This window comes from Streptomyces sp. NPDC104202, assembly GCF_055584185.1.
In genome coordinates this window covers 1-22,202 of the sequence record NZ_JBVJMN010000077.1, presented here as the reverse complement: position 1 = coordinate 22,202, position 22,202 = coordinate 1, and the positions used below count along the sequence as shown (strand labels likewise).

The following is a 22,202-nucleotide window of genomic DNA, read 5'->3' as shown; positions in this document are numbered from 1 at the left end:
CGTGATGCACGACGTCCCCCCGCACCCCGCCCGCTTCCCCGGCCTGAACCGGCGGGGCTTCCTCACCGCCACCGGAGGCGCCGCCGGGCTCGGCGCGCTCGCCCTCGCCGGCTGCGCGGGACCCGGACCGGCCGCCGGACCGCCCGCGAGCGACGGCACGCCACGGCGCGGCGGGCGCCTGCGCGCCGCGTTCGCCGGCGGCGGCGCGAGCGAGACCCTGGACCCGCACCGCGCCAACCTCTTCGCCGACGTGGCCCGCGCCAAAGCCCTCTTCGACAAGCTCGCCGACTACGGGGCCGACCTGTCCGCCCGGCCCCGCCTGGCGGCGTCGTGGGAGCCCACCACCGGCCTGGACCGCTGGAGGGTCACCCTGCGCGAAGCCGTCTTCCACGACGGCAGGCCGGTCACCGCGCAGGACGTCCTGTACAGCTACCGGCGGATCACGGACCCGGCCGGGGCGTTCCGTGCCAAGGCGTCCCTGGAGCCCGTCGACCTGGCCGCCAGCCGCGCTCGGGACGACCGGACCGTCGAGTTCGTCCTCAAGCGCCCGACCGCGGAGTTCCCCAACGTGCTCGCCGCGTTCGGCGCGTACATCGTCCCCGACGGGGCGCGGGACTTCGACACGAAGCCCGTCGGCAGCGGTCCCTTCCGCCACGTCTCCTTCACTCCGGGCACCTCCGCCGTCTTCCGGCGCAACGAGGCGTACTGGGACGGCGCCCCCCACCTGGACGAGGTGGAGTTCGTCGTCGCCGCCGAGGAGTCCGCCCGTGCCCACGCCCTCCTCGGCGGCCAGGTCGAGTACGCCCACGAACTCGACCCCACCACCGCCCGGGCCCATGAGGGCAAGGGGCAGATCGACATCGTGCGGCTCCGCAGCAGCGCCATGCAGGGCTTCGCGATGAAGACCGACCGGCCGCCCTTCGCCGATCCGCGCGTCCGACAGGCGTTCTTCCTCATCGCCGACCGCGAGGAACTCGTCGACGGCGCCCTGTCCGGCGCCGGGGAGATCGGCAACGACCTGTTCGGCAAGGGATACGAGTACTACGCGGCCGGACTGCCCCAGCGCGAGCAGGACCTCGACCGCGCCAGGAACCTGCTCAGGCAGGCAGGAGCCGACGGGCTCAGGGTCACCCTCGACACCTCGCCCGCCGCCCCGGGATTCACCGAGGCCGCCACCATCTTCCGAGACCAGGCCGCCCGGGCCGGCGTCACCGTCACCGTCAGGACGCGCAGCAAGGACAGCTACTGGAAGGACATCCTCGACTCCGGGACCCTCTGCTCCTACCGCTCCGGCGCCATGCCCATCGAGGCCCACATCTCGCAGCGCCTGCTCACCGACTCCACCACCAACGCCACCCGGTGGCACCACAAGGACTTCGACGCCCTCTACCGCCAGGCGCAGTCCACCAGGGACCGCACCGCCCGCGCCGCCGTCTACGCGCGCATGCAGCGTCGCCTGCACACCGAGGGCGGCTTCCTGATCTGGGGCTTCGCCGACTGGATCCTCGGCACCGCCCGCAACGTCCGGGGCGTCGACGACACGGCACCGGCCAACTCCCTCGACTGGGCGCGCTTCGACAAGGTCTGGTTCGCGTGACGGGACGGCGCGCGTGGATCGCCCGCCGGCTGCTGCTCGGCGCGGCGCAGACGGCGGCCGTCGTGCTGCTCGTCTTCGTCCTCACCGAGGCGCTGCCGGGCGACGCCGCCGTCGCTCTCGCCGGCGACCAGCCCGACCCCCGGCGCATCGCCGCCCTCCGCGAGACGATGGGCCTCGACCGGCCCGCCCCCGAGCGACTCGCCGACTGGGCCCTCGGCCTGGCGCACGGCGACTTCGGCGCCTCCCTCGTCTCCGGGCGGCCCGTGACCGGCTACCTCGCGGACGGCTTCGGCCCGACCCTGCTGCTCGCCGCCCTGACCCTCACGCTCCTCGTCCCCCTCGGCGTCGGCCTCGGCGTGCTCGCCGCACGCCACGAGGACGGGCCCCTGGACCGGCTGGTCAGCTCGGTGACCCTCGGCATGTACGCCCTGCCGGAATTCGCCCTCGGCGTGCTGCTGGTGACCGTCTTCGCCCTGTGGCTCCCGTGGTTCCCGCCGACCGCCGTCGGCTACGGCACCGACCTCCCCAGCCACCCCGCCGCCCTCGTCCTGCCCGTGCTCGTCCTCCTCGCCCGCCCCGTCTGCTCCCTCTCCCGGCTGGTCCGCGCCGGCATGATCGACGCGCTGGCGTCGCCGTACGCGACCCACGCCCGCCGCTACGGCGTCCCCGCCGTCCGCGTCCGCCTCGCCCACGCCCTGCCCAACGCGATCGCGCCCGCCACGCAGCAACTGGCGCGCACCGTCGACTGGTTGCTGTGCGGCGTCATCGTCGTCGAGGCCCTGTTCGTGATCCCCGGCCTCGGCACCGTCCTGATGAACGCGGTCGCCGAGCGCGACGTGCCCGTCGTCCAGGGACTCGCCGTCGTCTTCGGCGTCACCACCGTCGTGCTCAACCTCGGCGCCGACCTCGTCGCGCACCGACTCGCCCCCCGATCCGAGGTCGCCCCGTGAGATCCCGCCTCCTCCTCGGCGCCCTCGTGATCGCCGTACCGCTCACCCTGTCCCTCCTCGGTCCGCTGCTCGCGGGGGACCCGGGGCCGCGCGGCGCGTCGTTCACCCTCGGCGACGGCCACCGGCTCGGCACCGACTTCGTCGGCCGCGACGTCCTCCACCAGGTCCTGCTCGGCGGGCGCTCCGTCCTCCTCGTCGCCCTCGGTGCGACGGCCCTGGCATACGCCGTCGCGCTCCCCGTCGGCCTCGCCGCCGCCCTCACCCACCGCCGGTGGCTGGACGAGCTGCTCATGCGCCCGCTGGACGTCCTGCTCGCGGTGCCGTCGCTCCTGACGATCCTGCTCGTCGCCGCGGCCTTCCCGCCCGGCCCCGCCGGCCTCACCCTGCTGGTCGCGCTGGCCCACATCCCCGACGCCGCCCGGATCGTCCGCGCCGGGGCGGCCGAGGCGGCCTCGCGCCCCGCCGTCGAGGCGCTGCGCCTGCAGGGCGAGACCTGGTGGCGCACGGCCGTCGGCTACGTCGGACGCGCCCTCGCCCGCACCCTGGCCGCCGACGCCGGCGTCCGGCTGACCGGTGCCCTCTACCTCGTCGCCACCGCCGCGTTCCTCGGCATCGGCGTCGCCCCCGACGCCGCCGACTGGGCCGTCATGGTGGACCGCAACCGCACCGGGCTCCTCGTCCAGCCCTGGTCCGTGCTCACCCCCGCCCTTCTCATCGTCGCCCTCACCCTGGGCACCAACCTCCTGGTGGACGCCGGGCTGAAAGCGAGGAAGCGGACGTGAAGCCCGCCGCCGAGATCAGGAACCTCCGTGTCGCGGCCGGCGGCCGCACCCTCGTCGACGGAGTGCACCTCCGGGTGCTCCCCGGCAGGATCACCGCTCTCGTCGGTCCCTCCGGCAGCGGCAAGACCACCACGGGCCTCGCCCTGCTCGGCGAGTACCCGGCCGGTGCCCACGTCACCGGAGACGTCCGCACGCCCCGCGGCCGGGTCGGATACGTGCCGCAGCATCCCGGCGCCGTACTCAATCCCGCGCGCCGCATCGCCGCCCTCCTCCGGGACATCGCCCGCACGCGCTCGCACCACCTGCCCCGTCGGGAACGCGCCGCCTTCGTCCGCGACCGGGTCCGGTGGGCCCTCTCCCTGGCAGGGCTCCCCGACGCCACCGCCATGCTCCGCCGCTTCCCCCACCAGCTGTCCGGCGGCCAGCAGCAACGGGTCGTCCTCGCCCAGGCACTCCTGCTCGGCGCCGAGGTCCTGGTCGCCGACGAACCCACCACCGGACAGGACGCGCTGACGGCACAGGGGGTCGTCGACCGCCTGGCGGCCGTCGCCCACGAGGGCGTCGCCGTCGTCCTGCTCAGCCACGACCTGGACGTCGTGCGCGCGCTCGCCGACGACATCCTCGTCCTGCACGAGGGCCGCGTCGTCGAGTCCGGCCCCGCCGAGCGCCTGTGGCGCGCTCCGCGGCACCCCCGGACCACCGCCCTCCTGACCTCGGTGCCCACCCCCACCCCCCTCGCACCGCGGACCGGAGGCGAGACGGTCCTCCGCGTCGGCCCCCTCACCGCCCGCCACGGCCGCACGACCGTCCTGCGCGCCCCCGCCCTCAGCCTCCGCGCCGGTGAGTGCCTCGCCGTCGTCGGACGTTCGGGCAGCGGGAAGACCACCCTGGCCCGCTGCCTCGCCGGCCTCCACCGGCACCACGACGGGCGGATCACCCTCGACGGCACCCCGCTCCCGCGCAGCCTCAGGGACCGCACCCGCCGCCGGCTCGCGGCGGTCCAGTACGTCTTCCAGGACGCCGAGGCGTCCTTCGACGCCCGCCGTCCCGTCCTCGACCAGATCGCCCGGACCGCCGTCCGCCTCCACGGCGCGCGTCCCTCCGACGCCCTGGCCGAGGCACTCGGCGCCCTCGCCCGCCTCGGACTCACCGAGGAGCAGGCGCGCCGCCGCCCCGGTGCCCTCTCCGGCGGCGAACTGCGACGCGCGGCGCTCGCCCGTGCCCTCCTGGCCCGTCCCCGAGTCCTGATCTGCGACGAGATCACCTCCGGCCTCGACAGCCTCAGCCGGCGGACGGTCCTCGACACGCTCTCCGCCCTCGTCCAGGACCACGGTGACCTCGCCCTGATGCTGATCACCCACGACCTGACCACGGCCGCCCTGGCCACCCGCATCGCCGTCATGGAAGGGGGTGCCGTCGTGGAGGAGGGACCGGCCCAGCGGATTCTGACCGCTCCCCGCCATCCGTTCAGCGTCCGCCTGACGGAGGCGAGGAAGGAGACGGAGGGCGGGACGCGCGGGGGAGCGACGACGCGTTCCCCCGCGTGAGCGGGCTCCCGTCCGGACTCCTGCTGCGCGTGGGCCGCGACGAGGCGGCGGCCTACGGCGTCCGGGGCGTCGGCGTGGGCGTCGCCGGGCGGGATCGGGTGGTGCGGGCCTTCAGGTGGGCCCGTTCCCCCTGATGTCCGAACGGCACGAGGAGTTCGACCACCCTGTCGTCGTCCGGGCCGAGCCCGTGCGGCACGTGCGTGTCGAGTTCGGCCGCCTCGCCCGGCTTCAGCGCCACGGTCCGGTCGCCGAGGATCAGACGGAGCCGTCCGGCCGGCACGTACACCCACTCGTTGCCCTCGTGGGTCCGCAGCTCCGGATCGCTTTCCGGCCGGGGCGGAATCAGCAGCTTGTGGGCCTGGACGCCGCCCGGCACGGACTCGCCGACGACTTCCCTGCCGGCCGCCCCGGCCCGGTCGCCCCGCGCCGCACCCTCCGGGCCTCTCGGTCACCCTCAACCCCCTTTCTGCACAGCTGATTTGGGCTTATTGGTCACCCCTTCCGGCTGTTGAGGTGACGTGCGTCACTTATTAAGGGTTGTTTAAGAATCAACGTCGCGAATACCCGTCTTTTATGTGTCTTGTCCGCAGTTGACGCTCAGTTTGACCCTCGGTCAAAGTCTCCTCATCTCCCGCCAGGCTCTCCGCGGTTCCTCCGCATCGGCCACAGCTTGACCACCTCTGGAGCATCTGCATGCGCAACAGGACTGCCCTGACCACAGCAGTCGCTTCCAGCGCCACCGAACCGGAGTCCCGCCCCCGACAGGGCGCACTCGTCTTCGGGAAGGTCGCCCGGCCCGGCGACGACGCCGTGGGGGCCAGCGCCCAGGACCTCGAACTCTTCGACGTACCCCCGGCCCTGCCGACCACCCCCGGCGAGGCGCGGCCCCGCGCCCGCCACGCGGCCGGCAGGGCACCGCTCACCCGCAAGGAGCCGCGCACCCGCAAGGCGGTGAAGCCGTCCGAACGCGAGGACGGAACCGGCATCTCGCTCCCGCTGCTCGTCGTCGGCGCGCTCGCCGCGGGATTCGGGCTGACGGTCGGGCTCACCTCCGGCATGGACCGAGGAGCCCCCGAGAGCCTCACCCTCGCCATGCCCGACCTTCCGCCGCCCACCCGGACGCCGGCCGCCGGGCCGCCGGCCGCTTCCACGAGCCCCACCACGGCCGCCCGGACGCCGGCGGCGGGGGCCGTGAAGGCGACGGGCGCGACGACCGCGCCGACGACGGCCGCCTCGACCCGCGCGACGCCGTCCGCCGGCTCCCGCACCCCGACGCCGGGACCGACGAAGCCCGCCACGCGCGCCCCCGTGCCGTCCCACACCCCCGGCACCCGCCCGCCCCGGCGTCCGGCGACGCAGTTCCTCCGCCTCGGCTCCGCCGGCCCCGAGGTCACGGACCTCCAGCAGCGGCTCCAACAGCTCTACCTGTACCTCGGCTCGGCCGACGGCACGTTCAGCACCTCCGTCGAGACGGCCCTGAGCCGCTTCCAGGCGGCCCGTCACATCCCGGAGGAACGCGGCGTCTACGGCCCGCTGACCCGCGCGGCCCTCCTGGCCGAGACCCGGCGCGACGACCGCGGCGACGACCGCGACGACCGGCCGGGCCGGGACGACCGGAGTCCGTGGAGCGGATGGACGGACGGCGACCGCGGCGGCCGGAACCGCTGAGCCTTGGGCGCCGGCCCCTTCTCCTCCCGTACGTGCCGCGCACGTCGCCCACCGCATGGTCCCTGGTTCATGGCCCTGGCCCAGGGCGCCCGGACTCCCGATCCCTGATCCCCACCCGCGTACCCGCCCTCACCCTCCCCTCGCGCCTCACCTGTCACCCCCAGCAGCACGTCTCACCCTCCACCTCACCTTCAGCAGAGAACGGCATCGTCATGTCCCAGACCGTCACCGTCAGCACCCCCGCACGAGTGCGCGGCGCAGTGGCACTCGCCCTCGTCCTCGGGCTCGCGTCCCCGTGCACCGCCCTGGCCGCACCCCTCGCGCCCGCCGCCGGACAGTCCCCGTCGTGTCCGGCCCCCGGCAAGGAACCCGGCATCGGGAACATCCCCCTGTTCACCGACGCCAACGTCGCGCTCTACGCGGGCGGCGACTACACCGCCGACGGCGCCACCGCCGAGGCGGAGGGCCTGCTGGTCGTCGAGGGGGACGCCACCTTCGCCAAGGCGTCCGGAGGCGTCTTCAACGTCGGCCGCGTCGGTGCCGGCTCCGGCATCCTGCCCGCCTCCGGATCGCTGATGCTCGCGGTCGGCGGCGACCTCGCCATCGCCGAGGGCACCACGGTCGACGTCGGCCACGGCCTCACGGCGGGACCGCGGTACGGCGGCTCCGTCCAGGTCGGCGGACGGATCGACGAGAAGGGCTCGCTGGAGACGAACGGCGGCTCCCGTTCCTCCGGAACCGGCGCCCCCGCGGCCCTGAGCCCCTACGCCGCCTTCGGCGACACCGTCCGCGGCGAGTCGTCGTCCCTGTCCGCGCTGGCGCCCACGGGCAAGAGCGTCCGCTCGGGCGACACGGTGACCTTCCGGGCCGCCGGATCCGCACCCCTCCAGGTCTTCGGGATCCCGGCGAAGGACATCGACGGCGCCTCCACCTTCGTCTTCGAGTCCGTCCCCCAGGGTGCCGCCGTCGTGGTCAACGTGACGGGCGGCCAGAAGATCCGCATCGACCCGATGTCCGTCGGCTTCAACGGCGAGCGCGCGGACACCTACACCTCCCCGGTCTTCGGCGAAGCGGCCTCGAGCGTCCTCTACAACTTCGAGGACACCACCTCGATCAGTCTCGGGGGCGGCGGCAACTTCATGGGGTCGATCCTCGCCCCCGAGGCGACCGCGGACCTGACCGCCAGCACCAACGGCCGCGTCTACGTCGGCGGCGACCTCCGGACCCACGGCTCGGGCAACGAGACCCACAACTACCCCTGGGTCGGCTCCCCGAAGTTCACCTGCACGCCCACGCCGCCCGCACCGGCACAGCCGGGCGACAAGACCCCGCAGCCCACGCCCTCCCGGCCCACCGCGACGCCCTCGCGGCCCGGCGACACCGCCACGCCCCCGTCGCGGCCCGCCACCTCGACCCCTCCCGCCGTTCCGCCCACCGCCACCCCCTCGCAGCCCGCGTCGAAGCCCTCGACCTCCGCGGCTCCTCCGGCCGGCGAGGACCAGCGCGACGGTTCGCTCGCGACCACCGGCGGCCAGGTCGCGCCGTACCTGGTCGGGGCGGCCGCACTGGCCGCGGCCGGCGGGGCACTCCTGCTGGTCACGCACCGCCGCCGCGCCCGGAACTGACACGCCCTGAGGCTCCTCCGGGGTCCCGGTCCGACCTCCGGAGTCGGACCGGGAGGGGGACCCGCCGCACGGGCACGGGTGCGCCGCCGTCGTGCTTCACCCGTACGGCTCGATTCGGTGCTCCGAACCCGGGCAAGGGATGGGCCGTCCCACCCCGAGCAGCCTCCTGGAGCCGTCCGTGCCCGAGATGAACAGCCCCTACAAGCCCGGCACCCCCTGCTGGATCGACCTGATGGTCCCCGACCAGCAGGCCGCCCTCGACTTCTACTGCGACCTCTTCGGCTGGCAGGGCGAGGTGGGGCCGCCGGAGACCGGCGGCTACTCCGTCTGCACGCTCAAGGGCAAGCCGGTCGCCGGGATCATGAAGGCGATGAACCCGGACGGGACGGTGCCGGACCCGATGCCGCCCACGGTGTGGACGACGTACCTCTCCACGGACGCCATCGACTCCACGCTGAAGTCCGTCACCGACAGCGGCGGCACGGTCGTCGTGGGCCCCATGGACGTCATGGACCTCGGGCGGATGGCCGTGATCGCCGACCCGGCCGGCGCCGTCTTCGGCCTCTGGCAGCCCGGCACCTTCGACGGCGCCGGCATCGTCAACGAGCACGGCGCCCTCACCTGGAACGAACTGGCCACCGCCGACCTGCCGGGCGCCTCCGCGTTCTACTCCTCGATCCTGCCCGTCACCACGGCCGAGTCCGCGATGCCCGGCGCCGAGGGCTACGTCGAGTTCAAGGTCGCCGACCGCACCGTCGGCGGCATGATGGACCTGGGCAAGATGCCGCCCGGCGTCCCGCCCCACTGGCAGCCGTACTTCCACGTGGACAGCGTCGACGACGTCCAGGACGCCGCCGTCCGCGCCGGCGCCACGGTCCTCGCCCCCGCCTTCGACATGGTCGCCGGCCGCATGGCCGTCCTCGCCGACCCCCAGGGCGCCTCCTTCTCCGTCATCACCGCCACGGCCCAGGAGAACCCCGCCTGACGGGTCGTCCGCAGCGGCCCCGCACCACGGCGCCCGGCGGCCCCGGGACGGTTCCGCTGGGCGCCGTGGTGCGGGCTCAGACAAGGGCGGTGACCAGGAAGGTGAAGGCGCCGATGATGACGGCGACGCGGACGTAGTGGTAGCGGTCCCAGCGGTCGCCCTGTTCCTTCCAGTCGGCGGGGCGGGTCTCGGGGGTCCAGGTCTTGCTGCGGTTGTTGATGGGGACGAGCAGGGCCAGCGACATGATCACGCTGAGGATCAGCAGTCCCGCCGCGGTGACGACCAGACCGGTGCCGGGGTCGCCCCAGGCGGCGACGGCCCAGACGGCGGCGAGGACGAGCGAGCCGATGTACCAGAAGGGCATGACGGCGCCGAGCATGCGACCCCCGTGGGCGCGGCCGAGCTGGCCGCTGTCCTCGGGGAGTGCGCTGAAGATCCGGTTCATGACGAAGGCGACGGAGAACTCCACCCCCACCATCAGGCCGACGGTCACGGTGGTGAACACCTGGAGTGCGTTGAGCATGAGGACCCCTCCGAAGATCTAGCGCTGCTAGCTGTCGAGGCAACGCTAGTACTGCTGCCGCTCGATTGTCTAGCGGTGCTAGAATCGCTGTATGTCGGTACAGGAACGCAAGCAGCGCGAACGCGCGGACCGTGAGCGCCTCATCGTGGCCACGGCCCGCGAACTCGCCGAGCAGCAGGGCTGGGACGCGGTCACCACCCGCAGGCTCGCCGAGCGCATCGAGTACAGCCAGCCCGTGCTCTACAGCCACTTCCGCGGCAAGCGCGAGATCATCGGCGCGGTCGCCCTCGAAGGCGCCGCCGAACTCGCCGCGGCCCTCCGGGCCGCGACCTCCGCCGCGGACGGGACCCGCGCGCGGGTGACCGCCCTCGCCCACGCCTATCTCGACTTCGCCCGGCGCAACCCGGCGGTCTACGACGCCGTCTTCCGGCTCGACGGCGGCCTGGCCTTCGCGCACGAGGACACCCCCGCGCCGCTGAAGGACGCCTTCGCCGCCCTCCTTGAGACCCTCGACGAGGTCGCCGGGGCCGGCGTCCATCCGGGGGTCTTCACCGAGACGTTCTGGGCCGCCCTGCACGGACTGGCCACCCTGACCCGGGCGGGACGCCTGCCGGCGGAGTACGCCGACGGCAGGGTGGAGCTGCTGGTGGACCGACTGGCCGTCCTCTGACGCGGAGCCCCGACGGCCGACGACCGGCCGCCGATGACGTGTGCGCGCGGCAGTCGGCGGCTCCGCGCGGAACAGGGTGGGGTATCGAACTGACGAACGCCCCCCGTGAGACTGAGTCGCTGAGCTAGCCTCGGACGGAGCACCCACTCCCGAGGGACACGATGGCGCAGTCGACCTTCCACCAGACCGTGCGGCGCGGCCTCCGCGAGGCCGCGCGCCGCGCGGCCGGCACGGGACGGGACCGCGGGTGACGGCGCCCGCGGACCCCCGGGGCCGTCGTCCCCACATCGTCCTCGTGGAGCCCGCGGAGGAACAGGTGCGCGGGCTGTCCGTCCAGCAGGCCGTGCTGCTGGACGGCGCCCTGCGCACCATCGGGGCCGACCCCGGTGCCGTCACCCGGCACGCGACCGCGTCGGCTCTGCGTGACTACCGGCGTGACGGTGTCCGCGTCGTCTTCTTCGCGACCGCGCTGGGCAGCATCCTCATCGTCACGTACGTGGAGGTCGACTGAGCCGGTCGTCGGCTCGGACCCGAGGGCGCCGCTTCCCTCGCCTCCGTGCCGCAGGGGAACCGGCACCCGCCTCCGGCGCTACGGATCGACGCATCCGATCGCGCCGACCGGGAAGTCGTTGCCGGTCGATGTGGCCGTGAAGCCGAAGGTGACGCTGCCCTGGGCGGGGAGCGTGCGGTTGTGGTCGACGTTCCTGACGGTGAGCGCGCCGTCGGATCCGGTGGTCAGCGCACCGTTCCACAGGTTGTTCACCTTGGTGCCGGCGCCCGGGGTCCATCGCACGGCCCAGCCGTCGCGTGGGGTCGTCCCGTGGTTCATCACGTCGACGGAGCCCTGGAATCCGCCGCTCCAGGCGTTGGTCACCGTGTAGACGGCCATGCACCCGGTGTGCGGGTCGGTCGGTGTGGGAGTCGAGGTCGGCGTCGGGACGGGGGTGGTGGCCGTGGGGGTCGAGGTCGGGGTCGGGGTCGTGGGGGTCGGGGTCGGGGTGCCGCCCGAGCCGCGGATACCGGTCACCTCGCCGTTCCCGCCGTCGAAGACGACGTCCGAGCAGGAGAAGAAGTTCTCCTGGCTGTCCGAGCGCACCCACTGGATGAACAGCACCGCGTCGCCGGAACGGCCCGAGGGCAGGTTCAGGTCCCAGTGGTAGTGGCCGCCGTCCGTGCCGGGAGAACCGGTCTGGGGCGGGTCGGTGACGGTCTGGACGAGGTCCAGGTCGTCCCAGCCCAGCGCGGTGGCGGGGGAGTAGCCGGGCTTGGTGAGGTAGACCCGGAAGGAGCCGGGGTGTGCGGCCCAGTTGCTGTGTCTGACCTGGATGGTCCTCCCGGACGTCAGATGGGTGCGGGGCCAGTCGGAGCGGGCGGCGTTGTAGCCGGTGAAGTCGTACGGCGAGCGGTCGCCGGCGCTGCAGAGCGTGCCGTCGGGAACGTACCCCGCGCCGCGGCCGCCGGCGTGGGAGTCGAGGACGGCGAACCAGTTGTAGAGCGCGTTCGCGCCGCTCTCGTCGAGAGCGGCGCGGCATGCCGGGTTGGTCGGGTCCAGGGCTCCGGTAGCGGTCTTGGCGTCCAGCCGGCAGAGATAGGTGCGCGATCCGGGGGTCATCGTGACGCCGTGGGCCTGAGCGCTGTTCTGGCCCAGCAGGGTGAGGCTGATGCCGCCCAGCAGGGTCGCGAGCACCGCCGCCAGGGAGGCAAGTCGTTTCTTGCGTCCAGCCATCGTGTCTCCTGTGCGTGTGAGGTCGTGGTCGTCCGGTCGTCGATCTCCTTGTGCGAGGTGCGAGGTGCGAAATGCGAAATGCGAAATGCGAGGTGCGAGGTGCGGGCCGGGGAGGTGCGGGCGCGGCTCGGGGCGGACCAGGTCATGCGCAGGGGTGCCGTCGAGGGCGAAGCCGGGCGGCGGAAGGGGACGTGGGGGCGGCCGGACCAGGGAGTGGGGGAGGGGGTCGTTAACGCACTTTGGGAGCGCTCCCACGTACCGGTTCCGGGCACTGTAGGGTCTGCAGGCATCCCTGACAAGGCATCAGGACCGAGTGGGTCCGGCTCACTCCACGCCGTGGAGCTCCGGGGTACCGCGCCGCCGGCGGCCGTAGAGGCGGCCGACCGGCTCGGTGCTGAGGCCGTGCAGCACGATGCTCACCATGACGGTGATCACCATGACCCGGGCGACGAAGTCACCGCCCTCGGCGGCGGGCAGATGGATCGCGGCGAGGAGTCCGAAGACCACCGTGGTCACGCCCCGGGGGCCCATGCAGCCGAGGAACAGCCTGTCGGAGAGCGACAGGTCCGTCCCGATCAGCGCGAGCATCACGGGGATCAGCCGCACCAGGGTGACGGCGAGGACGGCGAAGAGGACCACGGAGAGGTGGAAGCCGTCCCAGAACTCGTCGTTGACCATCTGGCCGAAGAGGAACCAGAGGGCGAGGGTCAGCAGGGTGGACAGGTCGTCCGTCATCTGCACGGAGTCCTGCGGGAGGCGGCGCAGCGACGGCGCGATGAGGACGCCGGCCACGAAGGAGGCGACGAAGCCGTTGCCGCCGAGGCTGCCGGAGAGCGTGTACGCGGCGATGGGCACGCTCAGCACCGCGAGCCGCGTCGCGGAGGGCAGCGTCCAGCCCTTCGCCCAGGACCCGCGGAGCACCCGCCCGGCCGCCCAGCCCACGACCGATCCCGCCGCGACCGCCCAGCCCGCCGCGCCGAGGGCGTCGAGAACGGCGTCGGCGTAGTCGCCTCCCGCCGTGCGGGTCTCGGCGGCGGCGCCGGCGAGGCAGAGGAGGAAGACCGGTGAGGTGACGCCGTCGTTCAGGCCGCCCTCGACGCTCAGCACCTCGCGGAGGCGGGCGGGGACGCGCTTGTCGCGCACGACGGCCGAGGCGGGCGCCAGATCGAGCGGGGCGACCACGGTCGCCAGGACCGCCAGGACCCATCCGGGCTGGTCGGGGAAGAAGGCGAAGGCGGTCAGGAAGGCGGCGCCCAGGGTCAGCGGCAGCGCGGCGCCCACGAGGCGGGTGACGACGTTCCGCTCCCGGCGGATCACCCCGGCCGGCACCTCGGTCGCGTCGACGAAGAGCAGCAGCGCGACGATGACCTCCACCGCGCGCTCGAAGCCGCCCAGGTCCCCGAAGTCGAAGACCAGCGGCGGGTCCGAGCCGCTGGTGAGGGCGATGCCCGCCAGCATCATCGCGATCGGTGCGGTGACGCTCCATCGCGCGAGCCGGTACGACAGCACGCACCAGGTGAACAGGATGCCCGCGATGACGGTGACGGCAGACAAGACCACCCGTGCCTTCGGAGGGGTTTTCCGACAGACGCAGCGTAAGGCGAGGGCCGCGTCGATCGTCGCGAGCGCGCCGACGACGGCCCCGCTCGCTCCGGGCGGGAGCCCGCCCGCCCGCCTCCGCCGCGGTGCTCCGGCCGCGTCAGCCCGCCGGAGCCTTCGCGGCGCCCACCGGTCCGGCCGGGGCCTCGGTGCCGAAGGCGCGGCGATAGGCGGCCGGCGAGGTGCCGAAGGCCGTACGCATGTGGGCGCGCAGCGAGTTCCCCGAACCGAGGCCGGCGCGGTGGGCGACGAGGTCGATCGGGAGGTCGGTGGTCTCCAGCAGCTGTTTGGCCAGTTCCAGCCGCTGCGCCGTCAGCCACTGGACCGGGGTCATGCCGACCTCGTCGCGGAAGCGGCGGGTGAAGGAGCGCAGGCTCATCCGCGCGTGTTCGGCGAGCCGGGCTAGGGTGAGGGGTTCGGCGAGGTGCTCCAGGGCCCACGCGCGGGTGGCCGTGGTGCTGGCCAGGGTGGGTTCCGGGACGGGACGGTCGATGAACTGGGCCTGGCCCCCGTCGCGCCACGGCGGTACGACGCACATGCGGGCGGCGCGGTTCGCCGCCGCCGCTCCGTGGTCGCGGCGGATCATGTGCAGGCACAGGTCGACGCCCGCGGCCACGCCCGCGGAGGTCAGCACGTCGCCGTCGTCGACGAAGAGGACGTCCTCGTCGACCTTGACCCGCGGGTAGGCGCGGCGGAACTCCGGTGCCAGGTTCCAGTGCGTCGTGGCCGGCCGGCCGTCGAGGAGGCCGGTCGCGGCGAGCACGTACGAGCCGGTGCAGATGGACACCAGACGGGTGCCGGGCCGGATGCCGGCGATGGCCGCGGCGACCTCGGGCGGCAGCGGGCCGCCCCGGCCGAGCTCGGGCATGGCGTGCGTCGGCGGCAGGACCACGGTGTCGGCGGCGGCGAGGGCCTCGGGACCGGCCGCGGGCTGCACGGTGAACCCGGCGTCGCTGAGGACGGGTGCGCCGTCGGCCGTACAGATCGTGACCTCGTACAGGGGGCGGCCCTCCGGGTCCTCGACGGCGCCGAAGACCCGGGAGGGGATGCCGAGCTCGAACGGCGGCACCCCGGGCAGCGCGAGGACGGCCACCCGGTGCGGTGTCGCCACGGGCCCCTCGTGGCTGTTCCTCGTCGTCCGGCCACGTGTTTCGCTCATGGCCAGATCCTGGCACATGCTGGCCGTGAGGCCAATACCGCGTGGGACCGGCGTACCGGATGGTGGACTCATCGCCGCCGGAACGGTTCCGGCGGCGCGCCGATCGAGACGGAAACGAGGCGGACAGCATGCGTGCGGTGGTCGTGGAGCAGTGGGGCGGACCGGAGAACCTGGTGGAGCGCGAGGTGGAGCGCCCCGAGCCCGGCCTGAACGAGGTCCTGGTCCGGGTCCACGCGGCCGGAGTGAACCCGGTGGACTGGAAGACCCGCGCGAGCGGGGGCCTCGTCGAGTGGGGCGCCGTCCCGGCCGTCGGGTGGGACGTCTCCGGCACGGTCGAGGCCGTCGGCCCCGGCGTCGGGATCTTCCGCCCCGGTGACGAGGTCTTCGGCATGCCGCTGTTCCCGCGGCAGGCCGGCGGGTACGCCGAGTACGTCGTGGCCCCCGCCCGGCACCTCGCTCCCAAGCCCGCCTCCCTGACCCACGAGGAGGCCGCGGCGCTCCCCCTGGCCGCGCTCACCGCCTGGCAGGCCCTCGTCGACGCCGCCGACGTCCGCCCTGGGGAGCGGGTGCTGGTGCACGCCGCGGCCGGCGGCGTCGGCCACTTCGCGGTGCAGATCGCCAAGGCGCGCGGTGCGTACGTGATCGGCACCGCGAGCGCCGCCAAGCACGAGCTGGTCAAGGAGCTGGGCGCGGACGAGGTCGTCGACTACCGCGAGGTCCGCTTCGAGGAGGTCGTCTCGGACGTGGACGTCGTGCTCGACGGGCTCGGCGGCGAGACGGCCCGGCGCTCCCTGCAGGTCCTGCGCCGGGGCGGCAGGCTGATCACGCTCCCGGGCCCCGACGACGTCCCGGCGGCCCCGGACGGTGTGCGGGCCGCCTGGGTCCTGGTCGAGCCCGACCACCTCGGCCTCAGGGAGATCGCGGGTCTCGTCGAGCGCGGGCAGCTGCGGCCGGTGGTCGACACCGTCCTGCCGCTCGCCGAGGCCGCCAAGGCGCACGAGATCGGCGAACAGGGCCGCACGACGGGGAAGATCGTCCTCACGGTCGCCTGACCCCGCGGCGGACGAAGCGACCGGCCTGACGGCCCGCCGCCGGCCTCGGGGTCCCACCCCGCCCCTCGGGTCCGACCCGGCTTCGGGGTCCGACCCGGGCCCCTCGGGTCCGACCCGGCCTCGGGGCCGACCCCGACCCCGGCCCCGAGTCCGCCGCCGTCGGGGAGGCTACGGACCCGAGGGGCGTCGTCGCCCGTCGGCGGCCCCGGCGGCCGGTCACGCCTTCAGGGCGCGGTGCCGCCCCGTGGGCCGCGGTGCGGCCGGAGTCGTCCCGTCGTGGCCCGCCTCGACGTCCTCCTCCGGCTGTGCGGGTGAGGGAAGCTCCAGGACGTAGGCGCTGCCGGTGCCCTCCGGAGCCCGACCCGTGCGGAGCGTCCCGCCGTGCGCCGCGGCGATGCCCTCGACGACGTCGACGTGCTCCCGCCCGCCGCCGCGGTGGGGGCCGCGCACCTCGATGCGCAGGAGACCGCGCCGGTGGAGGGCCGTGACGAAGACACGGCGGGGGCCGGGGGCGGCCGCGTCGCCGTCGGCGCTGCTGACCTCGGCGATCAGGCGGCCGACGGCGGTGGTCACGTCATCGGGGTCGACGAGCACGGCGAACTTCGGTGCGTGGACGGAGAACTGCACACGGGACGGCCCCGTGAGGGCTGTCGCGGCCCTCATCCCGGCCCGCACCACGTCGTCGATGAACACCGTCCGGTGCGGCGTCTCCACCAGCGGGACGTCCTGGCGGTACGGCCGGGCCCGGGCGTCCACCGAAGCCATGGTCATCCGCAGGGCGGCCGCCAGGGCGTCCAGGGTGACGGTCGCCTCCGGCCACAGCGGACGGGAGCTGTCGCCCGCCAGCCGCCCCAGCTCGGAGTGGAGGCGGTGCAGGTCCTGCGCCAGGGGACCGCCGAGGAAGTCGGAGATCTCGCGCGCGTGCTCCGCCGCGTGGTCGGCCCGCATCTGCCGCACGGCGCGTTCGGCCTCCTGGTGCCGTACGGAGCGCGCCCGGGCGGCGGCGTACTCGTCGGCCAGTCTCTCGTAGGGACGGCGATCGGTCAGGGCGACGACGGCGCCGACGACGTCCCCGCCGTCCGTGACCGGCCGGACGGAGACGTCCGCGGTGAGGCGGGTGCCGTCGTGCGTGCGCAGCTGCCGTTCCGGGAGGCGGCGGGCGCGGCCGCTCGCCAGGGCCTGGGTGACGGGGGACTCCTCGTCGTCGAGCGGTTCGCCGTCGTGGCCGAGGACGGTGAGCCGGGTGGCCAGTTCGCGTCCCCCCAGCTCCGTGGCCTTCCCGCCGAGCAGGCGTGCCGCCGCCGGGTTGACCAGGTCGATCCTGCCGTCGGCGTCGGTCCCGATGACGGCTTCGGTGGTGGCGCGCAGGACGGCCTCGGCCCGCAGGAGGGAACGGGACAGGGCCGCCTCGGTGTCCTCGGCCGGAGTGGCGTCCCGGAGGGAGACGACCAGGGAGGAGCCGTACGGCAGGCTCTCGTGGAGGACGCGCCGGTCAAGGCGCAGGGTGTGGATGTCGGTGCCGAAGGTCACGCCGTCGCGGGTACGGGCGGTCGTCCGGAGCCGTGTGGTCAGGGCGCCCTCGGGACTGCCGTCCTCGGCGGGGAGTCGTGTCAGGTTCCAGTCGAAGGCGGGAAGGACGTCCAGCACCCCGCGCCCCTCGACGGCGTGCCTCTCGTAACCGAGGAGGGTGGCCGCGGCCAGGTTCGCCCGCACCACGGTTCCGTTGTCGTCGAGGATCAGTACGGCGTCGGGAAGGACGTCCATCACTTCGCCGAGAGCGGGCACTGCCGGGTTCTTCTCGAAATTCACCGCTGACTCTTCCTGACGGGCGCCCAGGCGCCGGGCAATTCCTGTTCCGTCCGTCCCTGGTGACGACCTGACGGACTTTTTCCGAGGGGCCGGGGGTGTGATGACTCCGATCGTCCGAAGTGCGCACGGGTGCTCTTCCGTCCGGGGTTTCGCGCGTGGTTGCGGAGACAGCGGGAGATCGACCTCGATGGGGCGAACACCCCCTGCGTGGAACAAATGTGACGAACCATCAAGATTGTCCTGCGCGTACGGGCTGATCCGCGGGGCGAAGCGGGGACGCCTCTCGCGAGTCGATTTCCCGCCCGTGAATTGGCCGAATGGCCAATAGTGTTCTTCGTCGGCATGGGGATCCTCGAAAGCCGGAGATCGGGAAGGCATGGCCTACAGTGGTCGTCGCCCGGCGGCGCCCTCGGTGTGCCACGAGCCGCGGGGCGCACGCGGAGACCGTGTCTCGCGAGAGATCCGCGGCACCACCGTCGTCCCGAAAGGAGCCCGCCTCACCATGACAGAGCGACATCACGCGCGTTCGGCGTCATGCGACGAAGAGGCAGGCGCTCCTGCGGAGACGGACCTCGCCTCCGCGTACATCAGCAAGGTCGCCGGCGACCTCGCGCGCAACGTCGAGGAGCAGGAGCGCGTGCGGGGCGAGCTGGCCCGGCTGACCGCGGAGCTCGACGCGCTGAGCCGCGACCACGTCGTTCTGCTCAACCTGCAGAGGGCCCTCCAGCCCGGTGCGCCGACGGGCGACCGGCAGGTTCCCGCGCAGAACTCGGGGCGGACCGGCCGGACACCGGGGGCGGGCCGGCCCACGCTCGTGGAACTGATCCGTCACCATCTTGCCGCGAGCAGCGCACCGTGCTCCGCCTCCGAGGTCACGACCACCCTGAGCGACCGGCATCGCGACCGCCGCATCCAGACCACCGTCGTCCGCACCTCCCTGGAGAATCTCGTCGCCAAGGGCGAGGCGAAGCGCACCAAGCGTGGTTCCTCCGTCTTCTACACCGCGGTCACCCCCTCGCGGTAGCGGGGCGGCCTCACCGGGAGCCCGCCGACGTCGCGCGGCTCACCGCATCCGGCGCGGTCGCGCCGCATCGAGCGGGGCCTCAAGGACTCGACGTCATCCTAGGAGCCGCCGAGGCCGCAGGGGTTTAACCCGGACTTGTCGAGGGCTTAAACGTCCTTAACCGAGGTGGCGACGGGGCCGGAACGACAGTGCCCTGACCTCGACCGCCCGTTCCCGTCGGTCACGACATGCCATGTCTTCTTCATCTGCATGGCATCCGAAGGGCATCGTGGGCTGTCGATGTCACGTAGTGTGCCCGGCATGGCCAAGGTGCTCCTCGTCGAGGACGACTCGTCTGTCCGCTCCGCCCTGCACCGGCGTCTCAGTGACGCCGCCTTCACGGTGCGCGGCTGCGACACGGCGCCCGCGGCGCTCCGCGCGGTCCTGGACGAGCCCTTCGACGTGATGGTGCTGGACCTCGAACCGTTCGACTGCGACGGCCTGGACGTGCTCGACATGCTGCGCGCCTTCTCCGACATCCCCGTGATCGTCACGGCCCCCTACGACGAGAGCGAGATCGTACGGGCGCTGGGCAGCGGTGCCGACGCCTTCCTGGTCAAGCCCTTCTCCGCCGAACTCCTCATCGCGAAGTTGACCGCGGTCGTGCGGCGGGCGGGCTCGGGTGACGGGGGCATGCGCGCGGAGACCGTCAGGGTGGGCGGTCTCCTTCTCGACGCCGCACACCGCCAGGTCCGGCTGGACGACTCCCGACTCCAGCTCACGACGAAGGAGTTCGACCTCCTGGAGTTCCTGGCGAGGCGCCCCGGTGTCGTCGTTCCGCGAGCGGAGCTGTTCCGGCAGGTGTGGCTGCGGACGGACCAGGGGGAGCGCACCGTCGACGCCCATCTCTCCTGGCTGCGCCGCAAACTCGGTGAAACGGCGGCGCGACCCCGGTATCTGCACACGGTGCGCCACGCGGGCATCAAACTGCAGGCACCGGACGCCGCGGCCTGAGGTCCGCGGGACTCGTCAGGGACCGAGAACTCCGGGACTCGTCAGGGACGGAGGACTCCGGGGCTCGTCAGGGGCGCCGTACCGCGGTGCCGCAGGGCTCGTCAGGGCGGCGGGGGAAGCCCTGCGCTCCTCCCGCCGCCGCCCGACCGCCTGCGGCGCCCGTCACTCCGACTGGCGTCTGATCCTGGTGAGGAGGTGGACGATGCGCTGCCGGTCGGTCCCGTCCGTACCGTGCTCCGCGCGCGGGGCCGCACCCGGGCGGAAGGGAACGGCGTACGGACGCGGCCTGCCGGCCATCGGGGCGGGGGCGGCGAGGGGCCCCGCCGTGCCCGGCATGGCCGCCCGTTCGTGGCGCGCGCTGACCGCCGCGCCGATGATCCACGAACCGGCGACCGGAGCCTCGGGCCGGGCCAGGGACTGCGGTACGGACGCTCGCGGGGGCGTGTGCGGGATCCGGACGAGGTACGTGAGGCCGGTCGCCCGGGGATGCTCCCGCGTGGTGAGCACGCCCCCGTGAGCCTCGACGATGCCGCGGGCGACCAGCAGGTGGGAGGGGTCGCCGACCGCCAGCGGGCCGCGGATCTCGATGCGCAGCTCCTCGCCCCGAACCGCCGCCGTGATGGCGACCGTGGTCTCCGCCCGCAGGGAGGCCGGGCCGCGACGGGAGGCCGTCCCCGCGGAGGTGACGCCCGAGGCGTCGGCGATCAGGTGGGCGAGGGCCGTCGAGGACTGCGCGGGATCGAGCGTGACGATGACGGGCGGCGCCTGCACGGCGAACCTGGCCCGGTGAGCGCCGGTCAGCGCCGACGACTTGTCGATGCCGGCGCTCACGACGGTGCCCAGCGTGGTCGGGTGGCGGGTGACACGGACCGCCGCCGTCTCCCCGGCCGCCCGCTCCAGGACGGCCTCCGCACTCCCGTCCGGACGGCAGGGTCCGCCCTGCGGGGGGTCGGCGAGCACGGCCGTCAGCCGGGCGTGGCGGGCGGCGAGGGCCGCGTACCTGCGCTCCTGTTCCTCGCGCTCGGCCGCGTACCGCGCGGTCCGTTCGGCGAGTTCGGCGGCGTGCCGTTCCAGGAGCCTCTCGTACGGCCTGCGGTCGGTGAAGGTCATGACCGCGCCGACGAGCCGGTCGCCGTCCCGCACCGGAGCGGTCGTCAGGTCGACCGGCACCCGCTCGCCGCCCTTGGCCCACAGGACCTGTCCGCGGACCCGGTGCTTGTGCCCCGACCTGAGGGTGTCGGCGAGCGGGGACTCCTCGTACGGGTAGGGGGAGCCGTCGGCCCGGCGGGCCAGGACGAGGGGGTGCACCTCCACGCCCCGCAGTTCGTCCGCGCGGTAGCCGAGGATCTGCCCGGCGGCCGGGTTGACGAGGACGACGCGCCCGTGGGTGTCCGTGCCGACGACACCCTCGGCCGCGGCGCGCAGGATCATCTCGGTCTGCCGCTGCGCACGGACGAGTTCGGCCTCGGCGTCCAGGGTGCCGGTGAGGTCCCGCACGACCACCATCAGCAGTTCCTCCCCCGGTCGCCCACCGTGCGGTACGGACGCCTCGCCGCGGTCGACCAGCGCGGTGCTGGTCACCTCCACGGGGAACTCGACGCCGTCGGTGCGCCGGCCGGCCGTCCTCGACCGCGAGGAGCGTCCGGACCCTCTCTCCTGGTGGGGGCGGCGCACCGGACCGGGGATGAGGCGCGCGTCGAAGCCGGGGAGCACGTCCAGCAGTCCGCGTCCCACGAGGGCCGTGCCCGGCGCCTGGAACAGGGAGAGGGCGCACGTGTTGGCGTCGACGACCGTCCCCTTGCGGTCGACGAGCACGAGACCGTCGGGGAGGGCGTCGAAGAGGGCGGTGGGGCGGACGGGACCTCGGGGGTGGGGCGGGACCATGGCGACGTTTCCTTTCCGGGCCTTGGGGCCGGCGGGCGTCGTGCGGCGTCGACCGGTCGAGGCGCCCGAAGCTGCGCGGGGAGGAGGGTGGAAGGCCGAGCGCTGTGCGCGGGTGCAGCCGTTCCGAGCGCTGGGGCGGGGCCTCCGCCCCCGGTTCGTGGCACTTCGGGCCGGCTGGGGAAACCTAACCATCCGGTGGTGCCATGTCCGGGGCATGAGGGCGACGGCGGAAGGATTCTTAAGGGTTCCTTCAGGTCATGATCAGCCTGGGATGAGGAAGGCGCGCCGGGACCCCTCGGTCGGCGGGATCGCTCGACCGTCCACGAGAATGAGGGCTCGTCACATCACCTGGCCGGTATGGCATATGCGTCGCACGTCTGTGCCATACTCCTCCTGCGTGCACGAGGTCCCCCGCTTCCCCCGCGGGGAGCGACCTCCCGCCCTGCCCGGACGCCCCCGCTCCGAGGCCGGGGCCGGCTGCACGCGCTCCGCGGGGGGGGGGGGGGGGGGGGGTGGGGGGGGGGGGGGGGGTGGGGGGGGGCGGGTCGGGGGGGGGGGGGGGGGGGGGGGGGGGGCAGGAGGACGGAAACCAAAACAGGAGAAAAGGGG

General features: G+C 73.9%; 17 protein-coding genes and 2 pseudogenes. 12 read left to right on the top strand and 7 right to left on the bottom strand.

Going from position 1 to position 22,202, the window contains the following annotated elements:
- The first annotated feature begins 4 nt into the window (after window positions 1-4).
- Genes ACZ60W_RS33345 through ACZ60W_RS33330 form a run of 4 tightly spaced genes read left to right on the top strand, consistent with a single transcriptional unit; the run spans window position 5 to window position 4,876 of the window.
- Window positions 5-1,597 carry an ABC transporter substrate-binding protein gene (locus ACZ60W_RS33345; RefSeq protein ID WP_469759140.1) on the top strand — a complete coding sequence of 531 codons (1,593 nt, stop codon included), beginning with the start codon at window positions 5-7 and terminating at the stop codon, window positions 1,595-1,597.
- Window positions 1,594-2,547 carry an ABC transporter permease gene (locus ACZ60W_RS33340; RefSeq protein WP_469759139.1) on the top strand — a complete coding sequence of 318 codons (954 nt, stop codon included), beginning with the start codon at window positions 1,594-1,596 and terminating at the stop codon, window positions 2,545-2,547. Before ACZ60W_RS33345 ends, ACZ60W_RS33340 begins: the two co-directional genes overlap by 4 nt.
- Window positions 2,544-3,329, top strand: coding sequence for an ABC transporter permease (locus tag ACZ60W_RS33335; protein WP_469759138.1), 786 nt, complete (start codon window positions 2,544-2,546; stop codon window positions 3,327-3,329). Before ACZ60W_RS33340 ends, ACZ60W_RS33335 begins: the two co-directional genes overlap by 4 nt.
- Window positions 3,326-4,876, top strand: coding sequence for an ABC transporter ATP-binding protein (locus ACZ60W_RS33330; protein ID WP_469759137.1), 1,551 nt, complete (start codon window positions 3,326-3,328; stop codon window positions 4,874-4,876). The genes ACZ60W_RS33335 and ACZ60W_RS33330 overlap by 4 nt, the downstream gene beginning before the upstream one ends.
- 52 nt (window positions 4,877-4,928) lie before the next feature.
- Here the strand turns inward: ACZ60W_RS33330 and ACZ60W_RS33325 are convergent.
- Window positions 4,929-5,258 (bottom strand): annotated as a pseudogene (locus ACZ60W_RS33325) (cupin domain-containing protein); the annotation flags it as partial.
- A gap of 311 nt (window positions 5,259-5,569) precedes the next feature.
- Between ACZ60W_RS33325 and ACZ60W_RS33320 the strand changes: the two are divergent.
- The 3 genes from ACZ60W_RS33320 to ACZ60W_RS33310 all read left to right on the top strand — a co-directional run bounded on the left by ACZ60W_RS33320 (window position 5,570) and on the right by ACZ60W_RS33310 (window position 9,154).
- Window positions 5,570-6,544 carry a peptidoglycan-binding domain-containing protein gene (locus ACZ60W_RS33320; RefSeq protein ID WP_469759136.1) on the top strand — a complete coding sequence of 325 codons (975 nt, stop codon included), beginning with the start codon at window positions 5,570-5,572 and terminating at the stop codon, window positions 6,542-6,544.
- A gap of 212 nt (window positions 6,545-6,756) precedes the next feature.
- Window positions 6,757-8,169, top strand: coding sequence for a choice-of-anchor A family protein (locus tag ACZ60W_RS33315; protein ID WP_469759135.1), 1,413 nt, complete (start codon window positions 6,757-6,759; stop codon window positions 8,167-8,169).
- A 187-nt stretch (window positions 8,170-8,356) separates the two neighbouring features.
- Entirely contained in the window at window positions 8,357-9,154 is a 798-nt protein-coding gene (locus tag ACZ60W_RS33310; protein ID WP_469759155.1) for a VOC family protein, read from the top strand.
- Between the two features lie 76 nt (window positions 9,155-9,230).
- On the opposite strand, the gene ACZ60W_RS33305 is transcribed toward ACZ60W_RS33310, so the two are convergent.
- Complete coding sequence (locus ACZ60W_RS33305; protein ID WP_469759134.1) at window positions 9,231-9,677, bottom strand: anthrone oxygenase family protein; 447 nt, start codon at window positions 9,675-9,677, stop codon at window positions 9,231-9,233.
- Window positions 9,678-9,768: 91 nt separating this feature from the next.
- Here ACZ60W_RS33305 and ACZ60W_RS33300 point away from each other — a divergent pair, with 91 nt between their 5' ends.
- On the top strand, window positions 9,769-10,347 hold the full coding sequence (locus ACZ60W_RS33300; protein WP_469759133.1) for a TetR/AcrR family transcriptional regulator: 579 nt from the start codon (window positions 9,769-9,771) through the stop codon (window positions 10,345-10,347).
- A 295-nt stretch (window positions 10,348-10,642) separates the two neighbouring features.
- The gene (locus ACZ60W_RS33295) at window positions 10,643-10,858 is read left to right on the top strand and encodes a hypothetical protein (RefSeq protein WP_469759132.1); all 216 of its coding nucleotides are present in this window, start codon (window positions 10,643-10,645) and stop codon (window positions 10,856-10,858) included.
- A 78-nt stretch (window positions 10,859-10,936) separates the two neighbouring features.
- Here ACZ60W_RS33295 and ACZ60W_RS33290 read toward each other — a convergent pair whose 3' ends face one another.
- The 3 genes from ACZ60W_RS33290 to ACZ60W_RS33280 all read right to left on the bottom strand — a co-directional run bounded on the left by ACZ60W_RS33290 (window position 10,937) and on the right by ACZ60W_RS33280 (window position 14,831).
- Complete coding sequence (locus tag ACZ60W_RS33290; RefSeq protein WP_469759131.1) at window positions 10,937-12,073, bottom strand: lytic polysaccharide monooxygenase; 1,137 nt, start codon at window positions 12,071-12,073, stop codon at window positions 10,937-10,939.
- Between the two features lie 324 nt (window positions 12,074-12,397).
- Window positions 12,398-13,627 (bottom strand): cation:proton antiporter, encoded by a 1,230-nt coding sequence (locus ACZ60W_RS33285; RefSeq protein WP_469759130.1) that lies wholly within the window; start codon window positions 13,625-13,627, stop codon window positions 12,398-12,400.
- Between the two features lie 145 nt (window positions 13,628-13,772).
- Window positions 13,773-14,831, bottom strand: a complete 1,059-nt coding sequence (locus ACZ60W_RS33280; RefSeq protein ID WP_469759129.1) for a GlxA family transcriptional regulator — start codon at window positions 14,829-14,831, stop codon at window positions 13,773-13,775.
- Between the two features lie 128 nt (window positions 14,832-14,959).
- On the opposite strand from ACZ60W_RS33280, the gene ACZ60W_RS33275 reads away from it, so the two are divergent.
- Complete coding sequence (locus tag ACZ60W_RS33275; RefSeq protein ID WP_469759128.1) at window positions 14,960-15,883, top strand: NADP-dependent oxidoreductase; 924 nt, start codon at window positions 14,960-14,962, stop codon at window positions 15,881-15,883.
- 216 nt (window positions 15,884-16,099) lie between these two features.
- On the opposite strand, the gene ACZ60W_RS33270 is transcribed toward ACZ60W_RS33275, so the two are convergent.
- Window positions 16,100-17,692 (bottom strand): PAS domain S-box protein, encoded by a 1,593-nt coding sequence (locus tag ACZ60W_RS33270; protein WP_469759127.1) that lies wholly within the window; start codon window positions 17,690-17,692, stop codon window positions 16,100-16,102.
- Between the two features lie 502 nt (window positions 17,693-18,194).
- On the opposite strand from ACZ60W_RS33270, the gene ACZ60W_RS33265 reads away from it, so the two are divergent.
- Both ACZ60W_RS33265 and ACZ60W_RS33260 read left to right on the top strand, forming a co-directional pair.
- The gene (locus tag ACZ60W_RS33265; protein WP_469759126.1) at window positions 18,195-18,716 is read left to right on the top strand and encodes a hypothetical protein; all 522 of its coding nucleotides are present in this window, start codon (window positions 18,195-18,197) and stop codon (window positions 18,714-18,716) included.
- A gap of 300 nt (window positions 18,717-19,016) precedes the next feature.
- The gene (locus tag ACZ60W_RS33260; RefSeq protein ID WP_469759125.1) at window positions 19,017-19,709 is read left to right on the top strand and encodes a response regulator transcription factor; all 693 of its coding nucleotides are present in this window, start codon (window positions 19,017-19,019) and stop codon (window positions 19,707-19,709) included.
- A gap of 936 nt (window positions 19,710-20,645) precedes the next feature.
- Here the strand turns inward: ACZ60W_RS33260 and ACZ60W_RS33255 are convergent.
- A pseudogene (locus ACZ60W_RS33255) lies at window positions 20,646-21,593 on the bottom strand (PAS domain-containing protein); the annotation flags it as partial.
- Between the last annotated feature and the right edge of the window lie 609 nt (window positions 21,594-22,202).

Excerpts from the sequence above, each read along its gene's own strand:
- ACZ60W_RS33260 (WP_469759125.1), top strand. The coding sequence starts at position 19,017 with ATGGCCAAGGTGCTCCTCGTCGAGGACGACTCGTCTGTCCGCTCCGCC.
- ACZ60W_RS33310 (WP_469759155.1), top strand. The coding sequence starts at position 8,357 with ATGAACAGCCCCTACAAGCCCGGCACCCCCTGCTGGATCGACCTGATG.
- ACZ60W_RS33315 (WP_469759135.1), top strand. The coding sequence starts at position 6,757 with ATGTCCCAGACCGTCACCGTCAGCACCCCCGCACGAGTGCGCGGCGCA.
- ACZ60W_RS33265 (WP_469759126.1), top strand. The coding sequence starts at position 18,195 with ATGACAGAGCGACATCACGCGCGTTCGGCGTCATGCGACGAAGAGGCA.
- ACZ60W_RS33300 (WP_469759133.1), top strand. The coding sequence starts at position 9,769 with ATGTCGGTACAGGAACGCAAGCAGCGCGAACGCGCGGACCGTGAGCGC.
- ACZ60W_RS33305 (WP_469759134.1), bottom strand. The coding sequence starts at position 9,677 with ATGCTCAACGCACTCCAGGTGTTCACCACCGTGACCGTCGGCCTGATG.
- ACZ60W_RS33320 (WP_469759136.1), top strand. The coding sequence starts at position 5,570 with ATGCGCAACAGGACTGCCCTGACCACAGCAGTCGCTTCCAGCGCCACC.
- ACZ60W_RS33280 (WP_469759129.1), bottom strand. The coding sequence starts at position 14,831 with ATGAGCGAAACACGTGGCCGGACGACGAGGAACAGCCACGAGGGGCCC.
- ACZ60W_RS33275 (WP_469759128.1), top strand. The coding sequence starts at position 14,960 with ATGCGTGCGGTGGTCGTGGAGCAGTGGGGCGGACCGGAGAACCTGGTG.
- ACZ60W_RS33290 (WP_469759131.1), bottom strand. The coding sequence starts at position 12,073 with ATGGCTGGACGCAAGAAACGACTTGCCTCCCTGGCGGCGGTGCTCGCG.
- ACZ60W_RS33345 (WP_469759140.1), top strand. The coding sequence starts at position 5 with ATGCACGACGTCCCCCCGCACCCCGCCCGCTTCCCCGGCCTGAACCGG.